16 protein-coding genes and 1 pseudogene are annotated in these 22,614 nt (G+C 71.7%); 1 reads left to right on the top strand and 16 read right to left on the bottom strand.

Features of this window, described 5'->3' with window-relative positions; all coding sequences use genetic code 11:
* Positions 1 to 676: pseudogene (locus TsocGM_RS24070) on the bottom strand (hypothetical protein); the annotation flags it as partial.
* A gap of 360 nt (positions 677 to 1,036) precedes the next feature.
* Positions 1,037 to 3,322, bottom strand: a complete 2,286-nt coding sequence (gene eutB / locus TsocGM_RS24075) for an ethanolamine ammonia-lyase subunit EutB (protein ID WP_126728020.1) — start codon at positions 3,320 to 3,322, stop codon at positions 1,037 to 1,039.
* A gap of 310 nt (positions 3,323 to 3,632) precedes the next feature.
* On the opposite strand from eutB, the gene TsocGM_RS24080 reads away from it, so the two are divergent.
* Complete coding sequence (locus TsocGM_RS24080; RefSeq protein ID WP_233579162.1) at positions 3,633 to 5,360, top strand: SMP-30/gluconolactonase/LRE family protein; 1,728 nt, start codon at positions 3,633 to 3,635, stop codon at positions 5,358 to 5,360.
* Here the strand turns inward: TsocGM_RS24080 and TsocGM_RS24085 are convergent.
* From TsocGM_RS24085 to TsocGM_RS24150, 14 genes are all read right to left on the bottom strand, one after another.
* Positions 5,335 to 7,116: a hypothetical protein gene (locus TsocGM_RS24085; RefSeq protein WP_126728022.1), complete on the bottom strand. Its 1,782-nt coding sequence runs from the start codon at positions 7,114 to 7,116 to the stop codon at positions 5,335 to 5,337. The genes TsocGM_RS24080 and TsocGM_RS24085 overlap by 26 nt on opposite strands.
* A 131-nt stretch (positions 7,117 to 7,247) precedes the next feature.
* Complete coding sequence (locus tag TsocGM_RS24090; protein WP_126728023.1) at positions 7,248 to 8,243, bottom strand: amidohydrolase family protein; 996 nt, start codon at positions 8,241 to 8,243, stop codon at positions 7,248 to 7,250.
* 60 nt (positions 8,244 to 8,303) lie between these two features.
* A complete protein-coding gene (locus tag TsocGM_RS24095; protein WP_126728024.1) occupies positions 8,304 to 9,899 on the bottom strand; it encodes an AbgT family transporter in 1,596 nt (531 codons plus the stop codon).
* A 224-nt stretch (positions 9,900 to 10,123) separates the two neighbouring features.
* Positions 10,124 to 10,774, bottom strand: a complete 651-nt coding sequence (locus TsocGM_RS24100) for a GAP1-N2 domain-containing protein (RefSeq protein WP_126728025.1) — start codon at positions 10,772 to 10,774, stop codon at positions 10,124 to 10,126.
* Positions 10,775 to 10,793: 19 nt separating this feature from the next.
* Positions 10,794 to 11,684: a TRAFAC clade GTPase domain-containing protein gene (locus TsocGM_RS24105; RefSeq protein ID WP_126728026.1), complete on the bottom strand. Its 891-nt coding sequence runs from the start codon at positions 11,682 to 11,684 to the stop codon at positions 10,794 to 10,796.
* A gap of 218 nt (positions 11,685 to 11,902) precedes the next feature.
* Positions 11,903 to 12,886, bottom strand: a complete 984-nt coding sequence (locus TsocGM_RS24110; protein WP_233579163.1) for a formylglycine-generating enzyme family protein — start codon at positions 12,884 to 12,886, stop codon at positions 11,903 to 11,905.
* A 75-nt stretch (positions 12,887 to 12,961) separates the two neighbouring features.
* Complete coding sequence (locus tag TsocGM_RS24115) at positions 12,962 to 13,498, bottom strand: hypothetical protein (protein ID WP_126728028.1); 537 nt, start codon at positions 13,496 to 13,498, stop codon at positions 12,962 to 12,964.
* Between the two features lie 39 nt (positions 13,499 to 13,537).
* Entirely contained in the window at positions 13,538 to 14,428 is an 891-nt protein-coding gene (locus TsocGM_RS24120) for a hypothetical protein (RefSeq protein WP_126728029.1), read from the bottom strand.
* A gap of 53 nt (positions 14,429 to 14,481) precedes the next feature.
* A complete protein-coding gene (locus tag TsocGM_RS24125) occupies positions 14,482 to 16,017 on the bottom strand; it encodes a response regulator (RefSeq protein WP_126728030.1) in 1,536 nt (511 codons plus the stop codon).
* A gap of 56 nt (positions 16,018 to 16,073) precedes the next feature.
* Entirely contained in the window at positions 16,074 to 19,067 is a 2,994-nt protein-coding gene (locus tag TsocGM_RS24130; protein WP_126728031.1) for a hybrid sensor histidine kinase/response regulator, read from the bottom strand.
* On the bottom strand, positions 19,064 to 20,266 hold the full coding sequence (locus TsocGM_RS24135; RefSeq protein ID WP_126728032.1) for a methyl-accepting chemotaxis protein: 1,203 nt from the start codon (positions 20,264 to 20,266) through the stop codon (positions 19,064 to 19,066). Before TsocGM_RS24135 ends, TsocGM_RS24130 begins: the two co-directional genes overlap by 4 nt.
* Before the next feature lie 93 nt (positions 20,267 to 20,359).
* Entirely contained in the window at positions 20,360 to 20,887 is a 528-nt protein-coding gene (locus TsocGM_RS24140; RefSeq protein ID WP_126728033.1) for a chemotaxis protein CheW, read from the bottom strand.
* Between the two features lie 23 nt (positions 20,888 to 20,910).
* Positions 20,911 to 21,378, bottom strand: coding sequence for a hypothetical protein (locus TsocGM_RS24145; protein ID WP_126728034.1), 468 nt, complete (start codon positions 21,376 to 21,378; stop codon positions 20,911 to 20,913).
* Between the two features lie 344 nt (positions 21,379 to 21,722).
* Positions 21,723 to 21,989: a hypothetical protein gene (locus TsocGM_RS24150; RefSeq protein WP_126728035.1), complete on the bottom strand. Its 267-nt coding sequence runs from the start codon at positions 21,987 to 21,989 to the stop codon at positions 21,723 to 21,725.
* Positions 21,990 to 22,614 lie beyond the last annotated feature (625 nt).

Raw genomic sequence — 22,614 nt, forward strand, 5'->3', positions numbered from 1 at the left:
CGACGGCGGGAGCGTTCTCGGTGTCCGAGGGGGCCGCGTGCCGGGCGGAGGCGCCGGCGACGACGGGTTGCTCGTGGCCGACCGAGACGGCCAGGGTCCAGAGCGTCTTCGCGTCCTCTGCCGCGTCCGGTCCCGGAGGCCCGCCGGGCAGCCCGAACATCGCCATCGCCCACGCCCGATCGCGCCCGTCCCAGCGCGAGCCCAGGCGAATCTGACTATCCAGCCGCCGCCAATGCCGGATCAGCCAGTCGCAGCCGAACGCCGTCGCCTCCAGCTCCTCAACGATATTGACCGGATCGAGCAGCAACCGCTGGCCCAGCTTCCTCGCGGATGCCTGCTTCCGCCGATGCCAGCGCCCGACCGCCTCTCGGGCCGCCGCTTCCCTCGCCTCCTGGTGGGCCCGCTCGATCCGATCCAGCCGCACCGATAGGACGGCGGCTCGTTGAATCAGATGCTCCTCGACCACGTTGTCCGGCCCCGCCTCTCGGCGCCAGCGCTCGAGGGCCTGCTCATAGGCGACGCGATCCTCCTCCGGCACGAGCACCTCCGCCGCCATCCCGTGCCGCAAACTGTTGGCCCGGCTGCGTGCTTTTCCTTCGTCCGTCCTCGGCCCGGTCGATTGTTGCGCGTTCCGCCGGTTCGCCTCGATCCGCTTCCGCGAGATGCCGTCGCTCATGATGCTCCCCCCGAGGTGTGCCTGAACGGACTCCAGGGAATGAGACGGAGAAGGTGCCGATCGCTCTGGCCCGTCCGCCGCGCCGCGCCGCACCGCGATCGCTCGGCGCGCAGGGGCCCCTCAGCGACACCATCGGGGATTCTGGTGTTTTCAGTCTCGAATTCTCCGGACGGCTCGCCGCTCGGGCTCCCCGGGAGCGGAGGGAGGGGTCGAGCCGACGGGCCCAGCCGCCGTGGTCGGGTTCCGGACGCATCCAGGTTGTCCGTCGGCGGCTGGGTTTGCGACGACGTTCAGGTTCGGCGAGGATGGGGGAACGGGAAACGGCGTTCGGATTTGGAAGATCCGGGCGATCGGGATGGCCTAGCGTGAGCTGAGGAGCTCCAGGAGGGCGATGGTGTCATCGGCGCCTCGGACGGGGGGCAGCGCGGTGGTGGCGATGCCGGAGACGACCTTGGTGATGTTGTGGTCGACGGCGCCGGGGCGGCCCCAGAGCTCGCCGGTGGGGGCGGTGAGGTAGACCGAGAAGGTGCGGTGGCCGGTGCCGGGGCGCTCTCCGATGACGTGGAGCAGCGCGCGGCGGCCGGGGAGGCCGCCGAAGAGGGCCTCGCCGATGCGGTAGCCGGCCCGGACGCGGCCGGAGGTGACGACGAGGTGCTCGGGGGAGGGGGAGTAGCCGAGGCGGGAGAGCTGGGCGCGGAGGCGGTCGAGGAACGGGAAGAGCTGGTCCTCGTCGCCGATGGCCAAGGCGTTCAGGCCGTCGGAGATGACGATCTGGGCGTCGTATCGGCCGGCGTGGCGGGCGCGGAGGAGGCGGAGGGCATCCTCCGCCTGGGGGGAGAGCCGCTCGCCGGACTCGGGGTGGAGGATGTAGTCCTCGCGGTCGGCGGAGCGGGTGGAGAGCGGGAGGCGGTGGGGGACCCGGGCGATGAAGGCGGGGGAGAGCTCGGCCCAGATGCTTTGCTTGGCGTCGGCGTAGATGCGATCGATCGCCTCCTCCAGGCCGGGTTCCAGATCCCAGGGGCGCTTGCCGTGGCCTCGGGGGAGGAAGACGCCGTGGCTTCGGACGGCGTCGATCTGAGCGAGGGCCTCGGAGGTGATCTCTTCGGCGGCGCGGTCGTCTCCCTTGCGGCGGCGGTACTGGAGATAGACCCAGACGGGGTCGCCGAAGTGTTCGGTGGGGCGGCCGTCGGCGTCGATGACGCCAAGCCGCTGGAAGAAGGACCACATGCGGTCGTCGACCTTCGTGCCGAACCGATCGCGGAGGCGGACGTGGTCCTGGAAGCCGGTGGTGAGGTACCCGAGCATGGGGTCGATCTTGGTGGGCAGCGCCATCAGGTAGGCCGGCGCGGCGGGGACGACGCGGTCGAGGCACCAGTCGAGGTCGTCGAGCGAGACGTCCATGTGCAGGGTCGAGCACACATCAAGGCCAATGCACAGGCCATGGAGCTTGCCCATGACGATGTCTTCCAGGCAGCAGCGGACGAGCTGCTCTCGGGAGCGGAAGACCTCCGGGCCGATGAAGCCGGCCACGTCGTTGAGGTGGACCCACGGGGCCCCGCCTCGGGCCTGGGCGACACGTCGGGAGAGGGCGCGGGCGAAGCCGTACTTGCGCGCTTCGTGCAGGACCATGTCCACGCCCTGGGCGTGGCCGTTGGTGAAGTCGGCCCCCTGGCCGGTCTCGAAGTAGAGGCCGAAGGGGCCGGTGCGGGCGTCGGCCAGCGCGAGCATCGACTCGGTGCTGATGTCGAACGTGCGGTTGGCCGCGTCGCTGCCGGCGATGCTCTGGAACCACAGGGCGGTGCTGCCGGGAGACCGGCGCTCGACCTCGGCCTGCACGTCGATGTGGGCGAGGACGCAGTGGGGGAGCACCTGCTCCAGGCCGAAGGTAACGAGCAGGTCCTTGAGCGTCTCCTCGACCGCGAGGACCGATTCGGGGGTGCTGGAGACGGGGTTGGTGCCGAGCACCACATCTCCCACGGCGAACGACCAGCCGGAAAAGACCTGCCAGCGGATGTCGTCCACGTTGTCGGTTGGCGAATTCGGCTGGATCCGGGCGCCGAGGTAGCCCTTCGCCCCGACCTTGCTGCCGGGCAGCGGGTTGAAGACCTTCGCGCCGACGGCGGTCAATTCCTCGTCGCTCATCAGCTTCACGACGCAGCCGATGACGGCGCTGGAGAGGCCGGGCATGAGGGCCTTGATGTCATCCTCCTGGCGATCGAGGAGGAACGCCTTCAACTGGCCCACGGTCATGCCGGCGAGCCGAGAGGAGGCCTCGGGGTCGAGGTCGCGACGAAGCAGGTCGGTGAGCGAGTCTCGGATCAGAGGTCGGGCGTCGATCTGCCGGATCGGGGTGTTCGCCAGCAGGGTGCGGGCGTGTCGGCGATCGTCCTCGCTGGCGGCGGCGACGCCGATGAGGGCGTCCCCCTCCTTGAAGGCGTTGGCGGCGCCGAGCAGCCGGGCGAAGAGGGCGTCATCGGCGCCGGCCCGGTCGGCCAGCGATTCGCCGGCCCGGGGAGGATCGACGACCACGCCGGCCGACCGGGGGCGTGTCGCCTCGGGGGCCGAGGCCGCGATGCGGTCGATCGGGCTCAGGACGATCACCGACGTGCCGCCCGCCACCGCGCCGAGGAAGTCTCGCCGTCGCATCACCGCTGACGCCTCCGAGGATTGTCAGGCCAGGAACTCGCCGACCGCCGGGGAGCGGTTCCCTCCCCGGGAGGCGATGTTCAACGATACCCCGCGCTGGCGGCAGGCTCCAGCGGGAAGCCGGAGGATCCCGGGCCTCAGGCCGCCGGGCCGAGGGCCGCCGGATCGGCGGACGGGGCCGTCGCGATCCTGGAGCCAGCGTCGTCGGCGCCTGGCTCGCGGTCGAGGCGTGCGCTATTCTGCAATCACCCGCCCCGGCTCGGGGCGATTGCCCGGCGTCTTGGCCGATTCGATGGAAAGGGGTTCTCCCATGTCGAGCGTCTCGATCGCTCTGGTCTCCCTCTGCCTGACGGCGCTCAACGGTCCCGCCGCGCTGGCCGCCCCTCAGGACGAGATCCCGAAGGGAGAGGTGTCGCGGCATCGCTTCGCCGACAGCCGCATCTTCCCCGGCACCGAGCGCGACTACTGGATTTACATCCCCGCCCAGTATGACGGGAAGACGCCGGCCTGCCTCTTCGTCTGCCAGGACGGCATTCGCTTCGAGGCCCCCGCCGCCTTCGATGCGCTGATCGCCGCTGGCGAGATGCCGGTGACGATCGGCGTCTTCGTCATGCACGGGATCGTCCCCCCCGCGGTTGAGGGCGCCTTGCCTCGCTTCAATCGCAGCGTCGAATATGACGGCCTCGGCGACGCCTACGCCCGCTTCCTCATCGAGGAGCTGCTCCCCGATGTCGAGACGAAGGCCGCCAGCGACGGCCGGCCGATCCTGCTCTCCGATGATCCCAACGACCGCGCCATCGCCGGCGCCAGCAGCGGAGCGATCTGCGCGTTCACCGCCGCCTGGGAGCGTCCCGACTCGTTCCGACGGGTCTTCAGCGCCATTGGCACCTACGTCGGCCTCCGGGGGGGGAACGACTACCCAACCCTGATCCGCAAGACCGAGCCGAAGCCCATCCGCATTTTCCTGGAAGATGGTTCCAATGATCTGAACATCTATGGAGGAGACTGGTGGATGGCCAACCAGACGATGGAGCGCGCTCTCGCCTTCGCCGGTTATGAGGTCGAGCACTCCTGGGGAGACGGCGGGCACAACACCCGGCACGCCACCGAGATCTTCCCCGACGCCATGCGATGGCTCTGGAAGGATTGGCCCTCTCCGATTCAGGCCGGTGCCGGCTCCCCTCAGCTCCAGGAGATTCTGATTCCCGGGGAGGACTGGCAGCTGGTCGCCGACGGCTATCGCTTCACCGAAGGCCCGGTCGCCAACGCGGAGGGAGAGGTCTTCTTCAACGACATCCCGGCCTCGAAGACGTACAAGATCGCTCTCGACGGCACCGTTACCGAATTCCTGACCGACTCGAAGGGGGCCAACGGCCAGGCCATCGGTCCCGACGGCCGGCTCTTCGCCGTGGCCACCGGCACCGAGCAGGTGCTCGCCTACGGCGGCGAGGCCGGTGAGCCCGACGTCATCGCCTCCGGCTTCCGGGGCAACGATTTGGTTGTGCGTCACGACGGCGGGGTCTACGTCACCAACCCCATCCGGGACGGCTCCGAGCCGAGCAAGGTCTGGTACATCCCCCCGGGCGGCGAGGCCCGAGTGGTCGACTCGGGCCTCATCTTCCCCAACGGTGTCACGCTGTCCCCGGACCAGACCCTCCTCTACGTCGCCGACGCCCGCAGCCACTGGGTCTACAGCTACCAGATCCAGCCGGACGGCGCTCTGGCGTACAAGCAACGGTATGATCATCTCCATGTGCCCGACACCGCCGACGACAGCGCCGCCGACGGCCTCGCCGTGGACCGAGACGGCCGCCTCTACGTCGCGACCCGGATGGGCCTGCAAGTCTGCGACCAGGCCGGGAGGGTCAACGCGATCATCCCCACCCCCGGCGCCCGCCTGACCAACGTTTGCTTCGGCGGTCCCGGCTTCGACACGCTCTTTGTCACCTGCGGCAACTCCGTCTACCGCCGGAAGGTGAGGACCGTCGGCGTCAAGCCCTTCGAGGCCCCGATCACCCCGCCGGCCCCGAGGCTCTGACGGCGGAGGCCCCCGGCCCGCTGGGGACGAGCAGGGTCAGCTCCCGGACTCGGAACGAGCACGGCTTGTTGTCCGGCTGGAGGCGGAGGGCGTTCATTGGCTCATCGATCCAGATGACGATTTCCTGGTCGGTCCCGCTCGGCATGGTCCAGTAGCGGAACTCTTGGCTCGGCGGGAAGCCCTCTTGCCCCTCCCGCCGCCAGGAGAGCTTGAACCGAGCCGGTTCCCTCGTCCCGTTGTCGTGGTCGTACCTCAGGACCAGGCCGACCACGAACACGGGCCTCGGCAGCTCGAAGACGAGCCACGGGTCGGGCCCGATCACCTCCACGGTTCCCGGCCCCAGACTCCGGGCGAGTTCCATGCCGTCCGGCTCCGGATCGAGGCGGAGCGGCTCGGTGGGAGGATCCGGCCGCAGCCGGTCGAACGGGGGGATCTTCGCCTCCCGGAGCAGGGGGAGCACCGCTCCCATGAGCTTGTGCGAGAAGTGGAGCCAGGGGGTATTTCTGCGGATCACCAGGGACTGGGGCAGTCCCGCGTCGATGTCCGCCACCACCGCGTCTGACTGGGCCTTGCGCCGCTTGGCCTCCTCGAAGCCCAGCTCCATGTTTGGCCAGGAGAGGACCAGCACCGCCGAGAGCAGCCCCATGCTCACGAACCTTGAGGGCCCCGGCCGGGCGAACAGGGTCCACACGAGCAGGCAGGCCCCCGGCAGCGGAGAGAGCAGGGTCACGTACCGCAGCTCCAGCCCCGCCAGCTCGCTCGTCCCGGCCCTCCCCCACGAGGCGCCGGCCGCCAGCAGGCCGAAGCCGGCCAGCACCGCCAGCATCCCCGACGCTCTTGTGCGGTCCCCCGGCCTCCTCATCGCGGCCAGCAGCGGCACCAGAGTCGCCAGCACCAGCCCGATTACCGCCAGGCCGAAGGCCAGCCACGCCCGAGCCGCGACCGGGCCGAGCCCGATCGCCAGGAACTGCACCGCCGTCCTCGCCAGCTCTTCGAGCCGGGCTGGGGAGGCCGCCGTCTCCGTCGCCTGGAAGTTCACGAAGTAGAGGGCCGTCAGGGCCGATCCCGGCGCCGCCGCCGCCAGCGGAGGCCAGGCGTGCCGGATTCCCCCGGAGGCCCCTCGGGCGATCGCCAGGCCGACGAGCCACGCCGCCACCGCCGGGGCCATCGGCAATTCCGCCCCGCCGCACATCGGGAGGATCACCAGTCCCACCCCGATCATCCCCAGCGTTCCCGCCCCCGGCCGGTGCCCCCGGGAGGCGATCAGCGCCGTCAGCAGGCAGGCCGTCGTGACCGGGATCGAGAAGCCCACCTGCCAGTTCCACAGCAGGTTGTTCTGGTGCCCCCAGTGCATCAGCAGCAGGGGGAACACCGCGTCCGAGTAGCTCGCCCCTCCGCGCACCCGGCTGGCCGCCGCCATCATCCCCGCGGCCCCGAGGCCGAGGGTGATCACGTTCAGATACATGCCTGAGTGAAAGTCGTTCGACGTCGCCCGGAAGAGCCCCAGCAGCACCAGTCTCGGCAGTGGGAGGCGGTGGTCGTTGTGCTCCGACCAGAGCCATTCCAGCGAGATGGGCTGGGCCCCGACCATCGCCGGCACCAGGGCGTAGTCGTCCACCAGCGGCACTGTCGGCCCGAGGCGGGCGACCAGCGCGAGGTCTGCCGCCAGCAGGGAGGCCCAGATCCCCCAGGAGAACCAGCGAGCCCCGGGTTCTCGGTGGTATGGAGCCGGCTCGGGGGGGGCGTCGGTTCCCATCGCGCCGTGTTTCTCCTCGACCAGACTCCGGCCGGGAATCCCGCGGTGTCGGCTCGTCTCGGCCGGCCGCCGTCAATCACCGAGCGATGGGGGGCGGAGCGACCGGGATCGCGCCCGGTGGACCGTCCGGATCAGCCGGCGGCCTGGCGGAAGAGCAGGGCCTCGGCGGTTCCGGAGAGGAGCTGACGGCGCTCGTCGTCGCTGAGGAAGTCGAGACGGTCGCGTACCAGGGTGATGCTGTCGGCATACGAGTGTTCGACGATCTGGAACGGGCAATCGCTCTCCCACATGCAACGGCTGGCGCCGAACTCGGAGACGACGCGGCGGATCATCGGTGCGAGGTCCAGGTACGGCGGCCCGTTCGGGCTCAGGGCGTAGAAGGCGCCGACCTTGATGGAGACGTTCGGGTGCTTGGCCAGGGCGCAGAGGGCGTCGACGTCTTGGTCCCGGATTGTCCCGTCGACGCCGATGCGAGCCAGGTGGTCGATGATGACTGGCGCCTCGGGGTGCTTGCGGCACATTCGGGAGACTTCGGGAAGGGCGTCCGGGTTGATCAGGCAACTGATCGCCTGTTTGCTCTTCGAGGCGTGGGCGAACATCGCCTCGTACCCCGGGTGGTCGAGCCAGCGGTCGATCGGCAGGCCGAGGAACTGCGGCTGGATGCGGAAGGCGACGACGCCTCGGGGGGCCAGCTCGGCCATCGCCCTCGCGGGGTCGGGGCCGGCGGGGTCGATGATCGCGGTGCCGACGAAGCGGTCGGGATAGGCCTCGATCATGTCGAGCATGTACGAATTATCGAATCCGTAGTAGCTCATCTGGATCAGGTTCACCCGGCCGACCCCGAGGGGCCGGCAGGTTGCCAGGAGTTGCTCGGCGGTGAAGGACGGCGGCTGCATGTCGGCCTGGGTGAAGCCGTCGGCCAGGGGATAGCGCTGGGTGTCCGGGGTCCAGATGTGGGAGTGGGCGTCGACGTCGGGCTCGGCCGGGTCGTCGGCCTCCCCGGACGAGCGGCCGGCGAGCGCCCCGACGGCCAGGGTGCCCAGGGCGGCGCCGAGGATCGAGCGGCGAGAGGGGTTGGCCGGCGGGCCGGCCTCGGCGGCGTCTTGGATCCGGTCGCGTTCGGTCATCGGATTGCGCTCCCGATCGATTCCCCCGGGGTCGGGGGGCCGGCGACGGGCGCCGGGGGGTCAGGGGTAGGTGTAGGGGGCGTCGAGGCCCAGCGGCAGCCCGATCATCCAGTAGACGACCAGCAGCACCGACCATGATGCGAGGAAGACCAGCGCGTAGGGCAGCATCAAGGAGACGAGCGTGCCGATCCCCGTCCCCTTGACGTAGCGCTGGCCGTAGACGACCACCAGCGGGAAGTACGGCATCAACGGCGTGACGATGTTCGTGGTCGAGTCGCCGACGCGGTAGGCGGCCTGGGTCAGCTCGGGGGAGATGCCGAGTTGCATGAGCATGGGGACGAAGATGGGCGCCAGCAGCGCCCACTTGGCCGAGGCGGAGCCGACCAGCAGGTTGACCAGCGCTGTCAGCAGGATGATGCCGACGATCGTGACCTGGGGGGGCAGGCTCAGGGCCCGGAGGCCGTCGGCCCCCTTGAGCGCCAGCAGGGCGCCGAGGTTTGAATCGTTGAATGCCTTGATGAACAGCGAGGCGAAGAAGGCGAGCACGATGTAATAGCCCATCGCTGACATCGACTTGCTCATTCCCTTGATGATGTCGCGGTGGTCGTGCACCGTGCCGGCGACGTAGCCGTAAACGACGCCGGGGATGAGAAAGAGCAGGAAGATCAGCGGCACGATCGACCGCATCAGCCGGGCGTCGGAGGCGGTCAGGCCGCCGTTGGGGGACCGCAGGGGGGAGTTCTGGGCGAGGCTCAGGACGGTCAGCGCGGCGATGCTGGCGGCCATCGCCCCCAGCGCCGCGGCCAGGCCGAGCCATTCTCGGCGGCCGAGTCGTTCCATCGGCTGCAGGTCGCTCAGGTCGCCGTCGATTGTGGTGTCCTGGAGCCGAGGCTCGATCACGCGGTCGGTCAGGAACCAGCCGATCAGGACGATCAGCAGCGAGGAGACGCCGGTGAAGTACCAGTTGCACAGCGGGTTGACCAGCCGATCGGGGTCGATCACCTGGGCGCCGGCCTGGGTCAGCCCCTGGAGCAGCGGGTCGAAGCCCGAGGGGATGAAGTTGGCGCTGAACCCGCCCGAGACCCCCGCGAACGCCGCCGCGATTCCGGCCAGCGGATGCCGGCCGGCGGCGTGGAAGATCACCCCGCCCAGCGGGATCACCAGCACGTACCCGGCGTCGGCGGCGGTGTGGCTGACGATTGCCACGAGGAGAAGCATGGGGGTCAGCAACGATTTCGCGGTGATGCCCAGCAGCGCCTTCAGGCCGGCGTTGATGAACCCGGTGTGCTCGGCCACCCCCACGCCCAGCAGCGCCACCAGCACCACGCCCAGCGGGTGGAAGCCGACGAACGTGGCCACCATGGTCGCCAGGAACTCGGCGAGGTTCTCGCCGTCGAGCTGGTTCTGGATGCGGATCGGTTCTCCGGTGACTGGGTGGATTTCGGTGAACGGCACCGGGGCCAGCGCGGCGGAGGCGAGCCAAACGGCCACCATGAGCAGGAGGAACAGGACGGCCGGGTCGGGCAGCATGTTGCCGAGCCGCTCGATGAGGTTGAGCGCCCGGTCGACGAAGGAGCGGCGGTGCTCCGGGTCGGTGCCGGTGACCTGGGCGGGCGGGTCGGTGACCTCGGGGGGAGGGTCGAACTCGTGGCTCATGGTGCGCGGGCTCGCCGATCGGACGAGAGGCGGCGGGCGACGGCTCCGGCGACCCTCGCCCGACCCGATTCTGCCACGCCGGGTCCGGCACGCAAGAGGGCTCCGGCTGGTCCGGGGATGGGGAGCGCCTCGGGGGACGAAGGGACAGCAGGGCGGGAGCCGAGTCCGCCGCCAGGCAGCGGAGCCCGCTTCCGGATCTTCTCCCCCGAGGGGTGGGGGGCGGATCAGCGGTCGCGAGGGACCAGGCAGACGCGGAAGGGGCGGGCGGAGGAGGGGCGGAGGCTGGTCGAGAGGCTGGTCTGGAGGAGCAGCTCGCGGGGCAGGGATTCGAGCAGGCATTCGGCGAAGTGGACGCGGTCTCCCGAGAGGCGGAGTTCGAGGCGGTCGCCCGATCGGAGCCGGTCGTGCAGGTCGTTCAGGGCGTTGGGGTCGGGGGCGCCGGCGTCGGGACGGCGGAGGAAGCGGTGGCAGCGGCCGAGCTCGACCTCCTCGAGGATCGGGGGAGGGGAGGGGCGGTATCGGAGGACGCCCTGGGCGAGGGCGTCGCGGTAGAGGGCGATCGGCTGGGTGCCGGAGCGCCTCAGGTCGTCGATGGCGAGGATGATCGCGTGGGTATAGACCTGCCTGCCGCCTCGGCCGCTATACTCGGGGCGCCCCTCGCAGGTGCGGGAGATGGCGAGCCGGCCGTCGGTGAGGGGGTGGACGTTGACGCTGATCCGGTTGGCCTCGTCGACGATCAGCGCGTCGTGCGAGGGGGACCACGCGGACAGCGCTCGGGCGTCGGCCTCGGAGACGCCCCGGGAGCGGCTCACGACGTGGTAGCCGTCCTTGCCCGCCCGGGGCAGGGAGGTGTAGATCGCCTGGTCGACCCGCATCGCGCGTGCTCCCCGGTCGTCAGCGCACATGGAGGGAGAGCCAGGCGAACGGCTCGACGATGCCGCGCGGCTCGACCCGAAGCGGCACGAGGTACTCGCCCCCCTCGGAGTCGATGATCCGGCCGCAGGAGCCGGCCACGCTGGAGCAGAAGAACTTGAAGTGCTTCAGCCGGACGTCGCACATCCGCCAGAGGGCTGAGGCGTTGGCTCGGGCGAAGGCGTCGGCGTCGGCGATCGGCTCGTCGCAGAGGTCGACCTTGGTGAAGATCAGGGCGACGGGCACCTCGATCTTGCCCCGCCGGCTGCCGTGGATCGACTCCAGGTAGGAGATCAATTGCATGGCGAACATCTCCTGCGCCTGGCCCTCGGCGATGACGCCGATGGTGTCAATGAGCACGGCCAGGCCGGAGCATCGGGAGAGGAGGGTGCGGACGGTCTTCTGGGCGCCGGGGCTCTCCAGCTCGGCGGCCACGGCCTCGCCGGCGACGTCGGGCGTGACCAGGTCGAACTCCCCCCCCTTGCGGCCGGTGGCGACCTCGCAGTGAACCCACTGCCAGCGGTCGGCCTCCACCGGGGTCTTGTCCGGGAAGCGCTGGCGTTCCAAGGAAAAGATCACCTGGCGCTGCAGGTTCAGCGAGAACGGCCCTCGGGCGATGCCGTGGAGCTGTCCGATGCCGTGCGAGAGCAGGTCGAGCAGGATGCCGAGGTAGACCGTCTTCCCCACGCCGCTCGGCCCGAGGATGCCGACCAGCCGGGGAGGCGTCTGCCGGGTGAGGATCGACTGGATCACCTCGATCGGCGCGAAGCATTGCGTGCAGGAGGTCCCCCGCACCAGCCCGCCGCAGAGCGGGCACGTGGTCTGGGTCCCGGTGTAGGAGCCGCCGTCCAGGTAGCTCGAACTGGTGTACATAAAAAGGGACTCCTTGCGCGATCGCCCGGCAATCGGCGCGGCCGGGGCGATCGGGGACCGAGGCGGGTGAATCAAAGCGCGGGGCCGTGGCGGAGGAGCAAGGTTCCGGCGGGAGTGGCCGGGGTCGTGTCGCTTCCAGACCTGGCAGGCTCCCGGCGCTGGGCTCGACACGACCTCCGCCATCCCCGGCGTCGACGGGACCGAGCAGGGGGCCGGGTTCAGTCTTCCGGGGGTTCTCGAAGGCGGTCGGCGGTGAGGGCGCAGCGGAAGCCGATGTTGTCGCGGCGGTCCAGCTCGCCTTGGCCGGTGACGAAGTGGACGGTGGCCTCAACGGGGAGATACGTGTCGAAGGCGCCGCCGATGATCCGGCGCATGGGCTTCCAGGGGACGAAGGCCTCGCCGGGTCGGCAGGGGATGGCGTCGAGCGGGTCGTCGAGCCACTCCCAGACGTTGCCGCTCATCTGGCGGATGCCGTTGGGGGTGGCGCCGCTGGGGAAGTCATCGACGGGGACGGTGGTGCCGAGGCCTCGGCGCCAGAGGTTGGCGCGGTTGGGGTCGAAGAGGTCTCCCCAGGGATACCGGGTGCAGCGGCCGCCGCCGAGGTGCTCGGGCCAGCCGCCGGCCTTCTGCCACTCGGCGGCGGTGGGCAGGCGTTTGCCGACCCACCGGGCGTAGGCCATCGCCTCGTGCCAGCAGACGCCGACGACGGGGTGATCGGCCTGGCCGGGAGGGTAGGTCCCCCCCGACCAGCAGGCCGGGCCGGGCTGGCCCGAGCGGTCGACGAACTGGAGCAGGCTGGGCCAGAGCTCTCGGGGCCAGAGTTCCAGGTTGTCGTAGCAGCCGGCGGCGACGAACCGGGCGAACTGGCGGTTGGAGACCGCCAGGCGGTCGAGGTAGAAGGCGGGGACCTCGACCGCCTCCTCGGTGCCGTCGGCCCGGACGACGGGGACGACGCCGAGGGGAATCAGCGCCATTCGGCGGTCGAAGACCTGCCAGGCCCGGCGGGCATCATCGGGGCTGACGTGGGCCTCGGTCGACCGGAGCAGGGCGAAGGCGTCCCGGCCGTCGGCGATCAAGGCGTCGATGAACTGACCGACGCCCTCGGCCGGTCGGGAAGGCCGGTCCTCGGCCGGCGCCGTCCGACGGCCTCCGAGCCATCGGGCGGCCCAGCCCATTCGGGCCGAATCGGGTTGTCGACGCACCTGGAGCGACATCGTTGTTCCTCGCGATTGCCGGGGCCGTTCGTGGCGGGCGGTCGGACGATCCGATTGGTCAGATCAGGGAGAGTGAGCACCGCGAGCCTCGGCGGTGCGGCGGACGTCTTTGCGGAGGGCCTCGAACTGTCGGACGATGGTCCGGTTGACCGCGTCGTCCAGCCGGGGGTCGTGCCGGGTGGCCGGGGGGGCCGTCGCCGACGAGGGCGGCGGGGCCACGGACGAGGGAGGAGCCAGGCGGCTCGGCTCGTCGGCCAGGCGGGAGCCGGAGCCGGGGGCGGCGACCTGCTCTCGCTCCAGCCGCTCCCAGGCGAGGGCGAGCTGGTGGCGGTCGAGCTCCAGGGCCTCGAACTGGGCTTCGAACTCACGCTGCCGGCGGTCGAGCTCCTCCTCGAGCGAGGCGCAGCGGCGGGCCCAGGCGTGCTCGGCCTCGGCCAGGCTCGAGGCGAGGTCGGCGATCCGGTCGAGCCAGCGGTGGACGCTCGATCGGACCCGCTCCAGCGCCGCGGCGGCCTCGGCCGGGGACGGGGAGGGGACCGTCGGCGGGGGGGCGGGTCCCGGCGGCTCGGTCGGGCGCGACGCTCCGGCTCGTGACAGCATGGGGAGGTCTCCGAAGAGGGGAAGGCGGGGTGCCCGGGCTCAGCGCCGGGAGCCGCTTCGGCCCAGCAGCTTCGCGATCCGGGTGGAGAGCTGTTTCTCCCTGCGCTCGGCTTCCTCGCGGGCGTGCAGCTCCTTGAGGTGCTCGCGGAGCGCTCGAACGCGCTCGCTGGGGGAGAGGTCGGCGGCGGAGAGCGGGCCGGCCATCGGATTCGGCCGGCATTCGGCCAGGTGCGATTCGAAGCGGAGCCGCTCGGCCCGGAGGTCGTCCTCGGCCTGGCGGAGGCGCTGCCGGGCCTCGTCCAGCTCGGCCTGGAGGTCAAGGAGCTGCCGATCGGCGCCGGCCGTTCCGGCCTGGGCCTCGGAGAGGCGTCGGCACTCGTCGTGGAGCCGGCGGTTCTCTTCCTCGAGCGCGGCCAGGGCCGAGTCGCCGGAGGAGGAGGCCGCCTCGTCGGCCCGGCGGCGGAGGGAGGCGAGCTCCTCCTCCATCCGGGAGCGCTGGGCGTCCCAGGCGCGCCGCTGGCGGTCGAGCTCGTCGCGAAGGGCGTCGGCCTCGCGCCGGGCCGATTCCAGTGCGGCGGGGCCCTCCTCGGCGCCGAAGCGGGACTCCAGCTCCTCGACCCAGCGGTGGAGCTGGTCGAGGTCGGCGGCTCGGGAGGCCTGGGCTTGCTCGTGGGCGGAGAGCTGCTCCCAGAGCAGGGCGATCGTCTCGTCCCGTTCGTCGAGCAGGGTGGTCAGCTCCTCGATCCGGCGCGTCGCCTCGGCGGCCTCGGCGTCCGGGGACGGGGCGGGGAGGCCGCCGTCCGGCTCGCTGTCGAGCGACTGGAGCACGGCCTCCAGCCGAGCGATCTCGTCCTGGAGCAGGGCGATCGTGTCGAGGGTGGCGTCGTCCGGGTCGCGGTTCGAGTCGGATGGGATCGTCCTGGTCTCCATGAGGTACCTCGGTCGGGTCGCGGCGCGCTGCGGGGGGCGGGAGGATGTCGGGTTCAGGCGACGGCGACGGCGTCGGGCCGGCGCAGCAGGTGCTCGACGGTGGCGTTCAGGTCCGACTCGGCCAGCGGGCGGTGGAGGATGCCGTCGAGGCCCATCTCGTCGAGCCGGTTCAGCTCGTCCTCGTCGATCAGGCCGGCGAGCCCGACGAACCGGGTGGACGGGGGGCAGTGCTCTCGGCAGGAGCGGAGCAGTCCGTCCAGCTCGGGGCGGTCCAGGGCGATGATCACCAGGTCGAACCGCTGGCGGCGGAGCAACAGTTGGGCGCCGACCTTGTCCCGGACGATCTTGAGCAGGCAGCCCATTCCCTCGGGGCCGAGGGTGGCCTGGACCTGCCGGGCGGCCTCGGGGTCGTCGTCGACGACGAGGACCGCGGCGCCGGTGGCGGCGGCCCGGCGTTCCAGCAGGCCGGCCAGCTCCAGCCCCCGGACGATGTCGGCGGCGGCGGCGACGGTCATCCCGAGCTGCTCGGCGGCGACGGCCAGCGGGATCGAGCCGTCGAGCAAGGTGTAGGCCTTCATCTCAGCGGGGGAGAGGCCGGCGCGGTCGAGGTTGCCGCCCCGGGGGGTCTGGCGGGCGAAGGCGATGGGGGCGAAGGCGTCGGGGTCGGTGGTCGGGTCGCAGCGGCGGACCCCCTCGACGGCCAGGGCCGGCAGGCTGATTTGCAGCGGGAAGGCCTGGAACATGGGGGGCACGGCGGCGTCGGCCTCGAAGACGAACGTCGAGGGGGGAGCGGTCAGGGCCCAGTGGGTGAGGATGGCCGCCTGGCAGCGGAGCAGCGCTCGGAGCTTCCTCGGGTCGGAGAGGCTGCGCTCGAGCATCCGGACGATGCCGGTCATCGAGGGATCCAGCCGCTCTCCCAGGGTGGCGGTGAGCAGCGGGGCGAGCTCGGCCAGCTCGCCGGGCAGCAGGTCGAAGAGGCGCTCCGGGCCGATCGTCGGCGAGCAGACGGCCTGGATCCGGCCGCCGGCGACGTTGAATCGGATGCGGTCCTTCTCCATCTCGAGCGTGAGGCGGCCGGAGCATTGGGCATTGTTGAGGAAGTCGAGGACGGCTCGGATCGGGAAGGCGGCGGTCTTGCCTTCGAGCAGGGCCTCCCGCACCTCGCCGACGACCTCGGGCATGGCGCAGCCGGTGTTCTGGGCGCGGACGACCATCGAGCCGATCTGCAGGGCGTTGGCGACGCCGGTCTTGAGCAGGTCGGGGGTGAAGGGCTTGGGGATCTGGTCGACGACGTTGGGCAGGTCGGTGTAGGAGGCGAAGGCGCGATTGCGCATGGCCGAGCTGATGACGACGGGGATGTGCCTGGTCTCCTCGGACTGGAGGAGGCGGCGGCAGACCTCGTCGCCGGTGGTGCCCGGGAGCTGGTGGTCGAGCAGGATGAGGTCGGGCCGGATGGCGGCGGCGGCCTCGATGCCGGCGTCGGCGTTCGGGGCGGTGGCGACCCGGTAGCCGGCTTGCGAGAGGTGGCACTCGACCATTTTGAGGATCGTCGGGCTGTCGTCAATGACGAGGATCCGCGGGCTGTCCATCGGGCCTCTCCGGGCGGTCGGTGCGGGCGGTTCAATCGCGGGGCGGGCGCTGTCGCTCAGCCGGCCGCCGGCTGGGGGGCGGCCAGCAGCGGTCCGACGGCGGCGGCGAGCTGCTCGGGGTCGAGCGGCTTGGGCACGAAGGCCATCGCGCCCAGGCCGGCGACCCGACGCCGGGTCGCCTCGTCGGTCAGGGTGCTGGTGACGACCACTCCGGGAGAGCCCGGGACGGCTGTCCGGGACAGCTCGGCCAGCAGGGCGAAGCCGTCCATGCGGGGCATCTCCAGGTCGGTCATCACCAGGCGGTAGGATCGCAGCCGCAGGCGTCCCAGCGCTTCCTCGCCGTCGCTGGCCTCATCGACCTCGAAGCCGAGGGCGCGGAGGTGGCGGCTGGCGATGCGACGGACGCTCAGCGAGTCGTCGACGACCAGGGCCGCCGGGCGGGAGGCGCTCGGATCCGGCCCGACGACGGTTGGGGGCTCGGCCCCCTCCCGCCCGAGTCGGAGCAGGCCGGCGATGTCGAGCGCGGGGATGACCTCTCCCGCCGGCGACAGGCCCGCCCCGGAGATCGCCGGATGGCCCGCCAGCAGCGGGCCGAGCGGTTTGAGGACCAGCTCCAGCGGGCCGTCGATCCCGTCGACTCGGAGGGCCACCGCCTCGTCGGCGGGGCCCACCACCAGTACGGTAGGACACGATTCCCAGACCGGCCCCGAGAAGCCGAGCAGCGCCCCCAGATCCGAGAGCGGCAGCCGGCGGTCGCCGATCGCCACCCGGGGCAGCGCCCCGCCCCCCCCGGCGTCGACCCGGTCGGCCCGGTGCACCGACTCGATCCCCGAGGTCGGCAGCGCGAACGCCTGCCCCCGGACCCGCACCACCATCACCGGCTCCAGCGCGATCCGGGCCGGCAGCGTGATCGTCATCCGGGTGCCCCGGCCGGCCTGGGTCGTCAGCTCGATCCGGCCCCGGAGCTGCTCCACCTCCCGAGCCACCACGTCCATGCCGACCCCTCGGCCGGAGACGGCGTTGGCCTGGCTCCTGGTGGAAAAGCCCGGGTGGAAGATCAAGGCGTTGAGCCGATCGGCGCTCGGGTGCTCGTCCGGCCCGATCAGGCCGAGCCGGCGGGCCTTGGCGGCGATCGCCTCGTGGTCCAGCCCCCGGCCGTCGTCCCGGACCGAGAGGACCAGCGTGTTTCCCTCGCGGTGGGCCTCCAGCACGATCCGGCCGGTCTCGGTCTTGCCCGCCCTCGATCGTTCCTCCGGCGGCTCGATGCCGTGGCCGACGGCGTTGCGGACCAGGTGCAACAGGGGTTCATACGCCTTGTCGAGCATCGACCGATCGGCGCCGGTGTCCTCGCCGATCAGCTCGACCTCGACCGAGCGGCCCTCGACCCGGGCGGCATCCCGGGCGACTCGGATCAGCCGCTGGAACAGGCCTCGGACGGGGACGATCCGGACCGACTGGAGCCCCTCCCAGAGTCGGAGGCTCAGCCGGGCGAGGTCCTCGGCCTCGGTCGCCATCGGGATGACGGCCTCTCTGGCGGAGGCGGAGAGGGCGGCGAGGTCCTCGGCCTGCTCGCTCATCCGTCGCACCAGGACGGACAGCTCGTCGCCGGCCGGACCCGTCTCGGGGGGGACGGCCTCGCTCAGGCGATCGACGCTGCTCCGCAGCCGGTGGCTGCACCCTCTGGCCGAGCTGGCCAACTGCTTCATTCGGTCGGCCTGGCCGGCCCAGGCCCGGCGCTTGGTGAGCAGCTCGGAGCAGAGGTCGACCAGCTCCTCGAATCGGGAGCTTGGCATCCGGATCAGGCCGTCGGGCTCCGGCGCTGCCGCCCCGGAGGCTCCCGCCGGGGAGGCCGGCGCGGGGGCCTCCTCGTCTCCCTCGGGAGAGGCTCCTTCCGGGGCCCCGCCGGCCTGTTCCCCCGTCGTCCCGGCCGGATCGGCCAGCGGATCCACTCCGTCGAGCGCGCCGAGCACCCCTTCGATTGTCGAGAGCATCTGCTCCATCCGGCGGACCAGGGGCTCGGCGGGGGGGCCGTCGGCCGCTTCCAGCGCGTCTTCCAGGGCGTGGATCCGAGCCGCCAGGGCGGTCAGGCCGGCGCTGCCGGCGGCCCCCTTGAGCGTGTGGTAGCAGCGGCCCAGCTCGTGCAGGCGGGCGACGTCGCCTCCTCCTCCGTCGAGGCCGAGGACCAGCTCCTGAATCCGGCCGAGCAGATCGGCGATGTCGGCGATGAGGATCGCCCGCAGCTCCGGGTCCAGCTGCAGCGCCCTGGCCTCGGCGATCGGGTCGTCCCCCTTCGGCTCCGGGGGTTCGGGCAGCGGGCCGGCCGCCAGGGCGCGATCCCACCACGGGGCCTCGCTCTCGGGGGCCGGCGCTGGGGCGGGGGGGGATCCGGGAGAGGCCGGGCTGATGAGCCGTCGGAGCCGCTCGGTCCCGTCGAGGGCGGGGCCGTCCTCGGCGTCCGGGGAGTCTCCCCCGAGGGAGAGGGAACCGTTCGGCTCGGGGGGCGACGGCTCGACGGGAGGTGCCGGCTCGGCCGCCGGGGTGGGATCGAGGGCCGGCGAGGCGGAAGAGAGGCCCGAGAGCCGACGGAGCAGCTCGGCGGCGTCGATGGCCGGCTCGCCGTCGGTTTCCGCCTCGTCGTCGGTGGGCGGCGGGGGAGGGCACTCCGATCCGATCGACGGATCGATGAGCGAGAGATAGTCTCCCCATCGGGCTTCCGACTCGGCGAGGATCCAGTCCGACTCGTCCCGGGGAGAGCCCTGGCGGAGGCCCGAGGCCAGGCGTCTCAGGGCCTCGTCGAAGAAGGCGGGGAGCGGCTCGGCCGCCTCGGGGGAGTCGGCCTCGAGGCAGTCCCAGACCTCGAGCATCATCCCCAGCCGGCGCAGGGCCGGGGAGGCGTCGGGGTCGTCGTCCAGCCGGATCGATTCCAGGGGGTCGCGCAGGCGCGACGGCCATCCGGAGGGGGGGGGCTGCGGCTCGGCGAGCAGTCCTCGGAGCTGGTCGAGCTGGTCGACCGCCTCGGAGCGGCTCGGCGGTTCGATCCCGGGTCTCATGGCCGGCCCTCGATCGACAGCGGTCGGAGCGACGAGCCGGCCCGACGGGACGACGCGCGGTGCCCGTTGACTCCCGGCGGGCCCTCGCCCCGGACCCGAGACGCGATCTGAGCCAGCACGGCCTCGCAGCGCTGGACGAGTGCCTGCGACCGCTGGCGGATCTGCTTCGTCTCGCCCAGCAGCAGCCTGGAGACCTCGGAGATGCGTTGCATGCCCGAGACGAGGTCGCGGGCCGCGAGCACCTGATCGGTCGCCGAGTGGGAGATCCCGTCGACCAGTCGGGCGGAGTCCTCGGCCATCCGGCTGATGCGTTCGAGGGCCGAGCCGGCCTCCCGGACGGAGCGGGACTCCTTCTCCATCTCGGCCTGCTCCTCGGCCAGGGAGCGGATGCTCTCGTGGGTATCGGCCTGGATCGCCTCGACGAGGGTGCCGATCTCCCGGGTGGCGGCGGCGGTGCGCTCGGCGAGCTTGCGGATCTCCTCGGCGACGACGGCGAAGCCTCGGCCGTGCTCGCCGGCGCGGACCGACTCGATCGTGGCGTTCAGGGCGAGCATGTCGGTGCGGTTGGAGATCTCGCCGATCAGCTCGACGATGGTGCCGATCTCGACCGAACGCTCGCCCAGCCGCCGGGCCTTCCTCGCGTTCGATTCGACCTGGACGCGAAGGCGGTCCATGCCGTCGATGACCCCCTGGATCTGCTCCAGGCCGAGCATCGCCTGCTGCCGGGTCCGGTCGGTGGCGTCGGCGGCCTCCTCGGCATTCTGCGAGATGCGGTCGATGCGATCGTAGAGGGCCTCGACGGTCTTGGTCGTGCGGGGGACGGTGCCGGTCTGCTCGACGGCCCCCTCGGCCAGCCGGCCGGCGGCGTCGTCCAGCGCCGAGAGGGCCTCGGAGATCTCCGAAACGGCGGTGCGGACGTCATCGAGCCGGTCGCGATCGGCGACGGCCGGGGGGAGGGAGGGCTTCCGCTCCTCCTCCAGCTCGGGGAGGGGCCTCTCCCGCGGTTCCTCTCGGCGCAGGGCGGGGCCCGCGAGGAACCACGACGCCCCCATGCCGATCCCCGACCCGGCGACCGCCGCCAGCGCCGCACCGAGCGGCCCGGAGGAGATCGCCCCGTTGATCCCCAGTGTGAGGCCGACCACGGCCAGCCCGGCCAGGGCCCCGACGGCAAGGAGCGGCCCGATCTTCGCCTGATTCATGGTTGGACCCGCCTTGTCTCGCTGCGACGCATCGTGATCCGTTTCTGGTCAATCGGTGTTGCGATCACGTGGACCAGACCGCGTTGCCCGCGATCAGCCCGCCCGCGCTGGCCTCGGCGATGGGTTCCCCGGCGACTCGACGCCAAGGACGGCCGCGTACCAGCGGTCGATCTCGGCCTTCAGCCCCTTCCAGGTGCGGTCGATGTCGAGGATCGCGTGCGGGATCCCGCCGCGCTGGACGGTGCCGGAGACGACGAAGCCGCCCGGCGGGGCCAGCTCGCCGGCGGCGGGAGACTCGGGGGCGACCTCGACCGTGACGCCCGCCCGGTCGATGGCCAGGCCCCAGGGGCCGTTGGCCGATCGGAGCATCAGCAGGGCTCCGGAGCGGTCGCCCGGAGGGGGGATTGGCTCGCCAGCGGGCCGGGAGGCGCCGATGACGGGAACGATCTTCCCCCGGCAGGTGCAGAGGCCCCGCACCGGCTTCGGGCAGAGGGGGAGCCGGACCAGCCGGCCCGGCTCCATGACCTCGGCGACCGCCTCCAGCGGCACCCCCATCGGCCTCGACTCGCAGGAGAAGAGGCAATAGGCCCGGGGCGGTCCGCCCCCGATCGGCTCGTCCATCGTCCCGAGTCCCCCCGTCTTGATCAGCCGCCTCGGATCGCCTCGTGTTCGCCCGACCGTTGCCCGCCGTCGTCTGGCCGAGACCAGTTCGCCGAGCGGTCTCGGGTGCGTCGCAGGCGGCCCTCCAGGCGCATGGCGAGGGCGTCGAGCATCCGATCGGCGTCCTCGGGGCCATCGTCGTTCGAGCCGATCTCTGGACCTCCTCGGTCGCGATCCCGGTCGCGGTCGTTCTCGAGGAGACCGCCCGGCCGAGTCCGGGAGGCCGTCGACTCGGGGGAGGCCGCCGGCGGGGGCTTGGGCGGCTCCCGGAGGAGCATGGGCCTCCCCGTCCTGGCCTCGGGCGGGACGCCCCCTCCCGAAGGCGAGGCCGACCGGCCCGAAGAGGGCCCGGTCAGGCGATCGAGCGCCTCGTTGATGACGGCGTCGATCTCCGACCTCATCTCGACGACCATGCGTCGCAGCCGATCATCGATCCCCGATTCGCGCAGCACGACCGGCCTCCGGGCCCGGGATCTCGGCCCCCCCGGATGCTCGCCAGGGAGGCGCACCCAACCCTAGGTCACGATCGGCTCCCGCGCGCAACGGAGCGACGCCGAGACGCCGAGGGCCGCCGGCGCGATGGCGGGCGATCGTCGGCGACCTCTCGGAAACGACCCCTGCGGGGGTCGACCGCCTTGGTCCTCGGCGAGTCCAACGGCACCATCGGCCCGAGGGGAGCCCCTCCCGGAGGTCGCCCCCCGGCCCGATCGGAGGGCCGAACGCGGGCGCTTCACCATCGCTCCCGATGGCCCAGCCGCTCGTCGCCCCCGACGCGCCCCCCCGGCCGCCTGATCGCTCAATCGCCTTCCCAGGAAAGCATCGGGCCAAGGCCGGTGTGCAGCCAGAGCGGGCTGACGCCGGTGACCTCGACCAGGCGATCGAGCACCCGGGCCGGCTCCTCATCCCCCTGCTCCAGCGCCTGCCACGCCCGGAACGGCAGGTCGAGGTCCTCGGCCAGCAACGGCCCACCATGCATTCCATAAAGCTCCAACCGCAACCGGCGGAGCCGAGTGGCGATCTCGTCGGCCTGTTCTCGATCCCGAGAGAAGGGCAGTCTCACCATGAATCTCGTTCTCTCCGGCTCGTTCCGGCGGTCCTCGACCTCAAGTGGGCCGGTCGGCGCATCATCCCGCGCTCTCAGGCCGATCCTCCGAGGACGGCCGACCGCGGTCGAAGACCATGGCCCCCTCCCTCGAATCAAGGGGGGGAGCAGTCCGGTCCTCAACACCTCGTCATCGAATCGACTGGAGAAATCGAGAAACACGGCCGCGTGCGACACGAGATCCGGAATCCGGTCGCGTCTCGAGGAATCCGGCGATTCACCGGCGAAGGCACGGTCGGCGTCGGGTCGGTTTGCAGCAACGGGGGGACGATGGGTCAGATGGGAACAATGGGATTTCTACGTAAATTGGGTGAAATGAGAAGACGGGCAATGCGGCGTAATGGCTGGCGGGACGGACGGGCCGAGAGGGGGCCGAGCGGTTGGGGGAGGGCTCGATGTTCCCTTCCCCGAGGCTCCGGCGGTAAGATCGGGGATCGACGGGGGGAGGCGGATCAACGAGGCCGGGATCGGCCGTCGCGACGAGACGGCTCCTGCGAGGGCCGGGAGCGGATCGTGGTGGGGAGCGTCCTCGAGGCCGAGCCGGCCGGCTTTCCGCCGGGGCCTCGGCGGGGGAGCTCGCGTCGGG

The organism is Tautonia sociabilis (genome assembly GCF_003977685.1).
GTDB classification, from domain to species: Bacteria; Planctomycetota; Planctomycetia; order Isosphaerales; family Isosphaeraceae; genus Tautonia; species Tautonia sociabilis.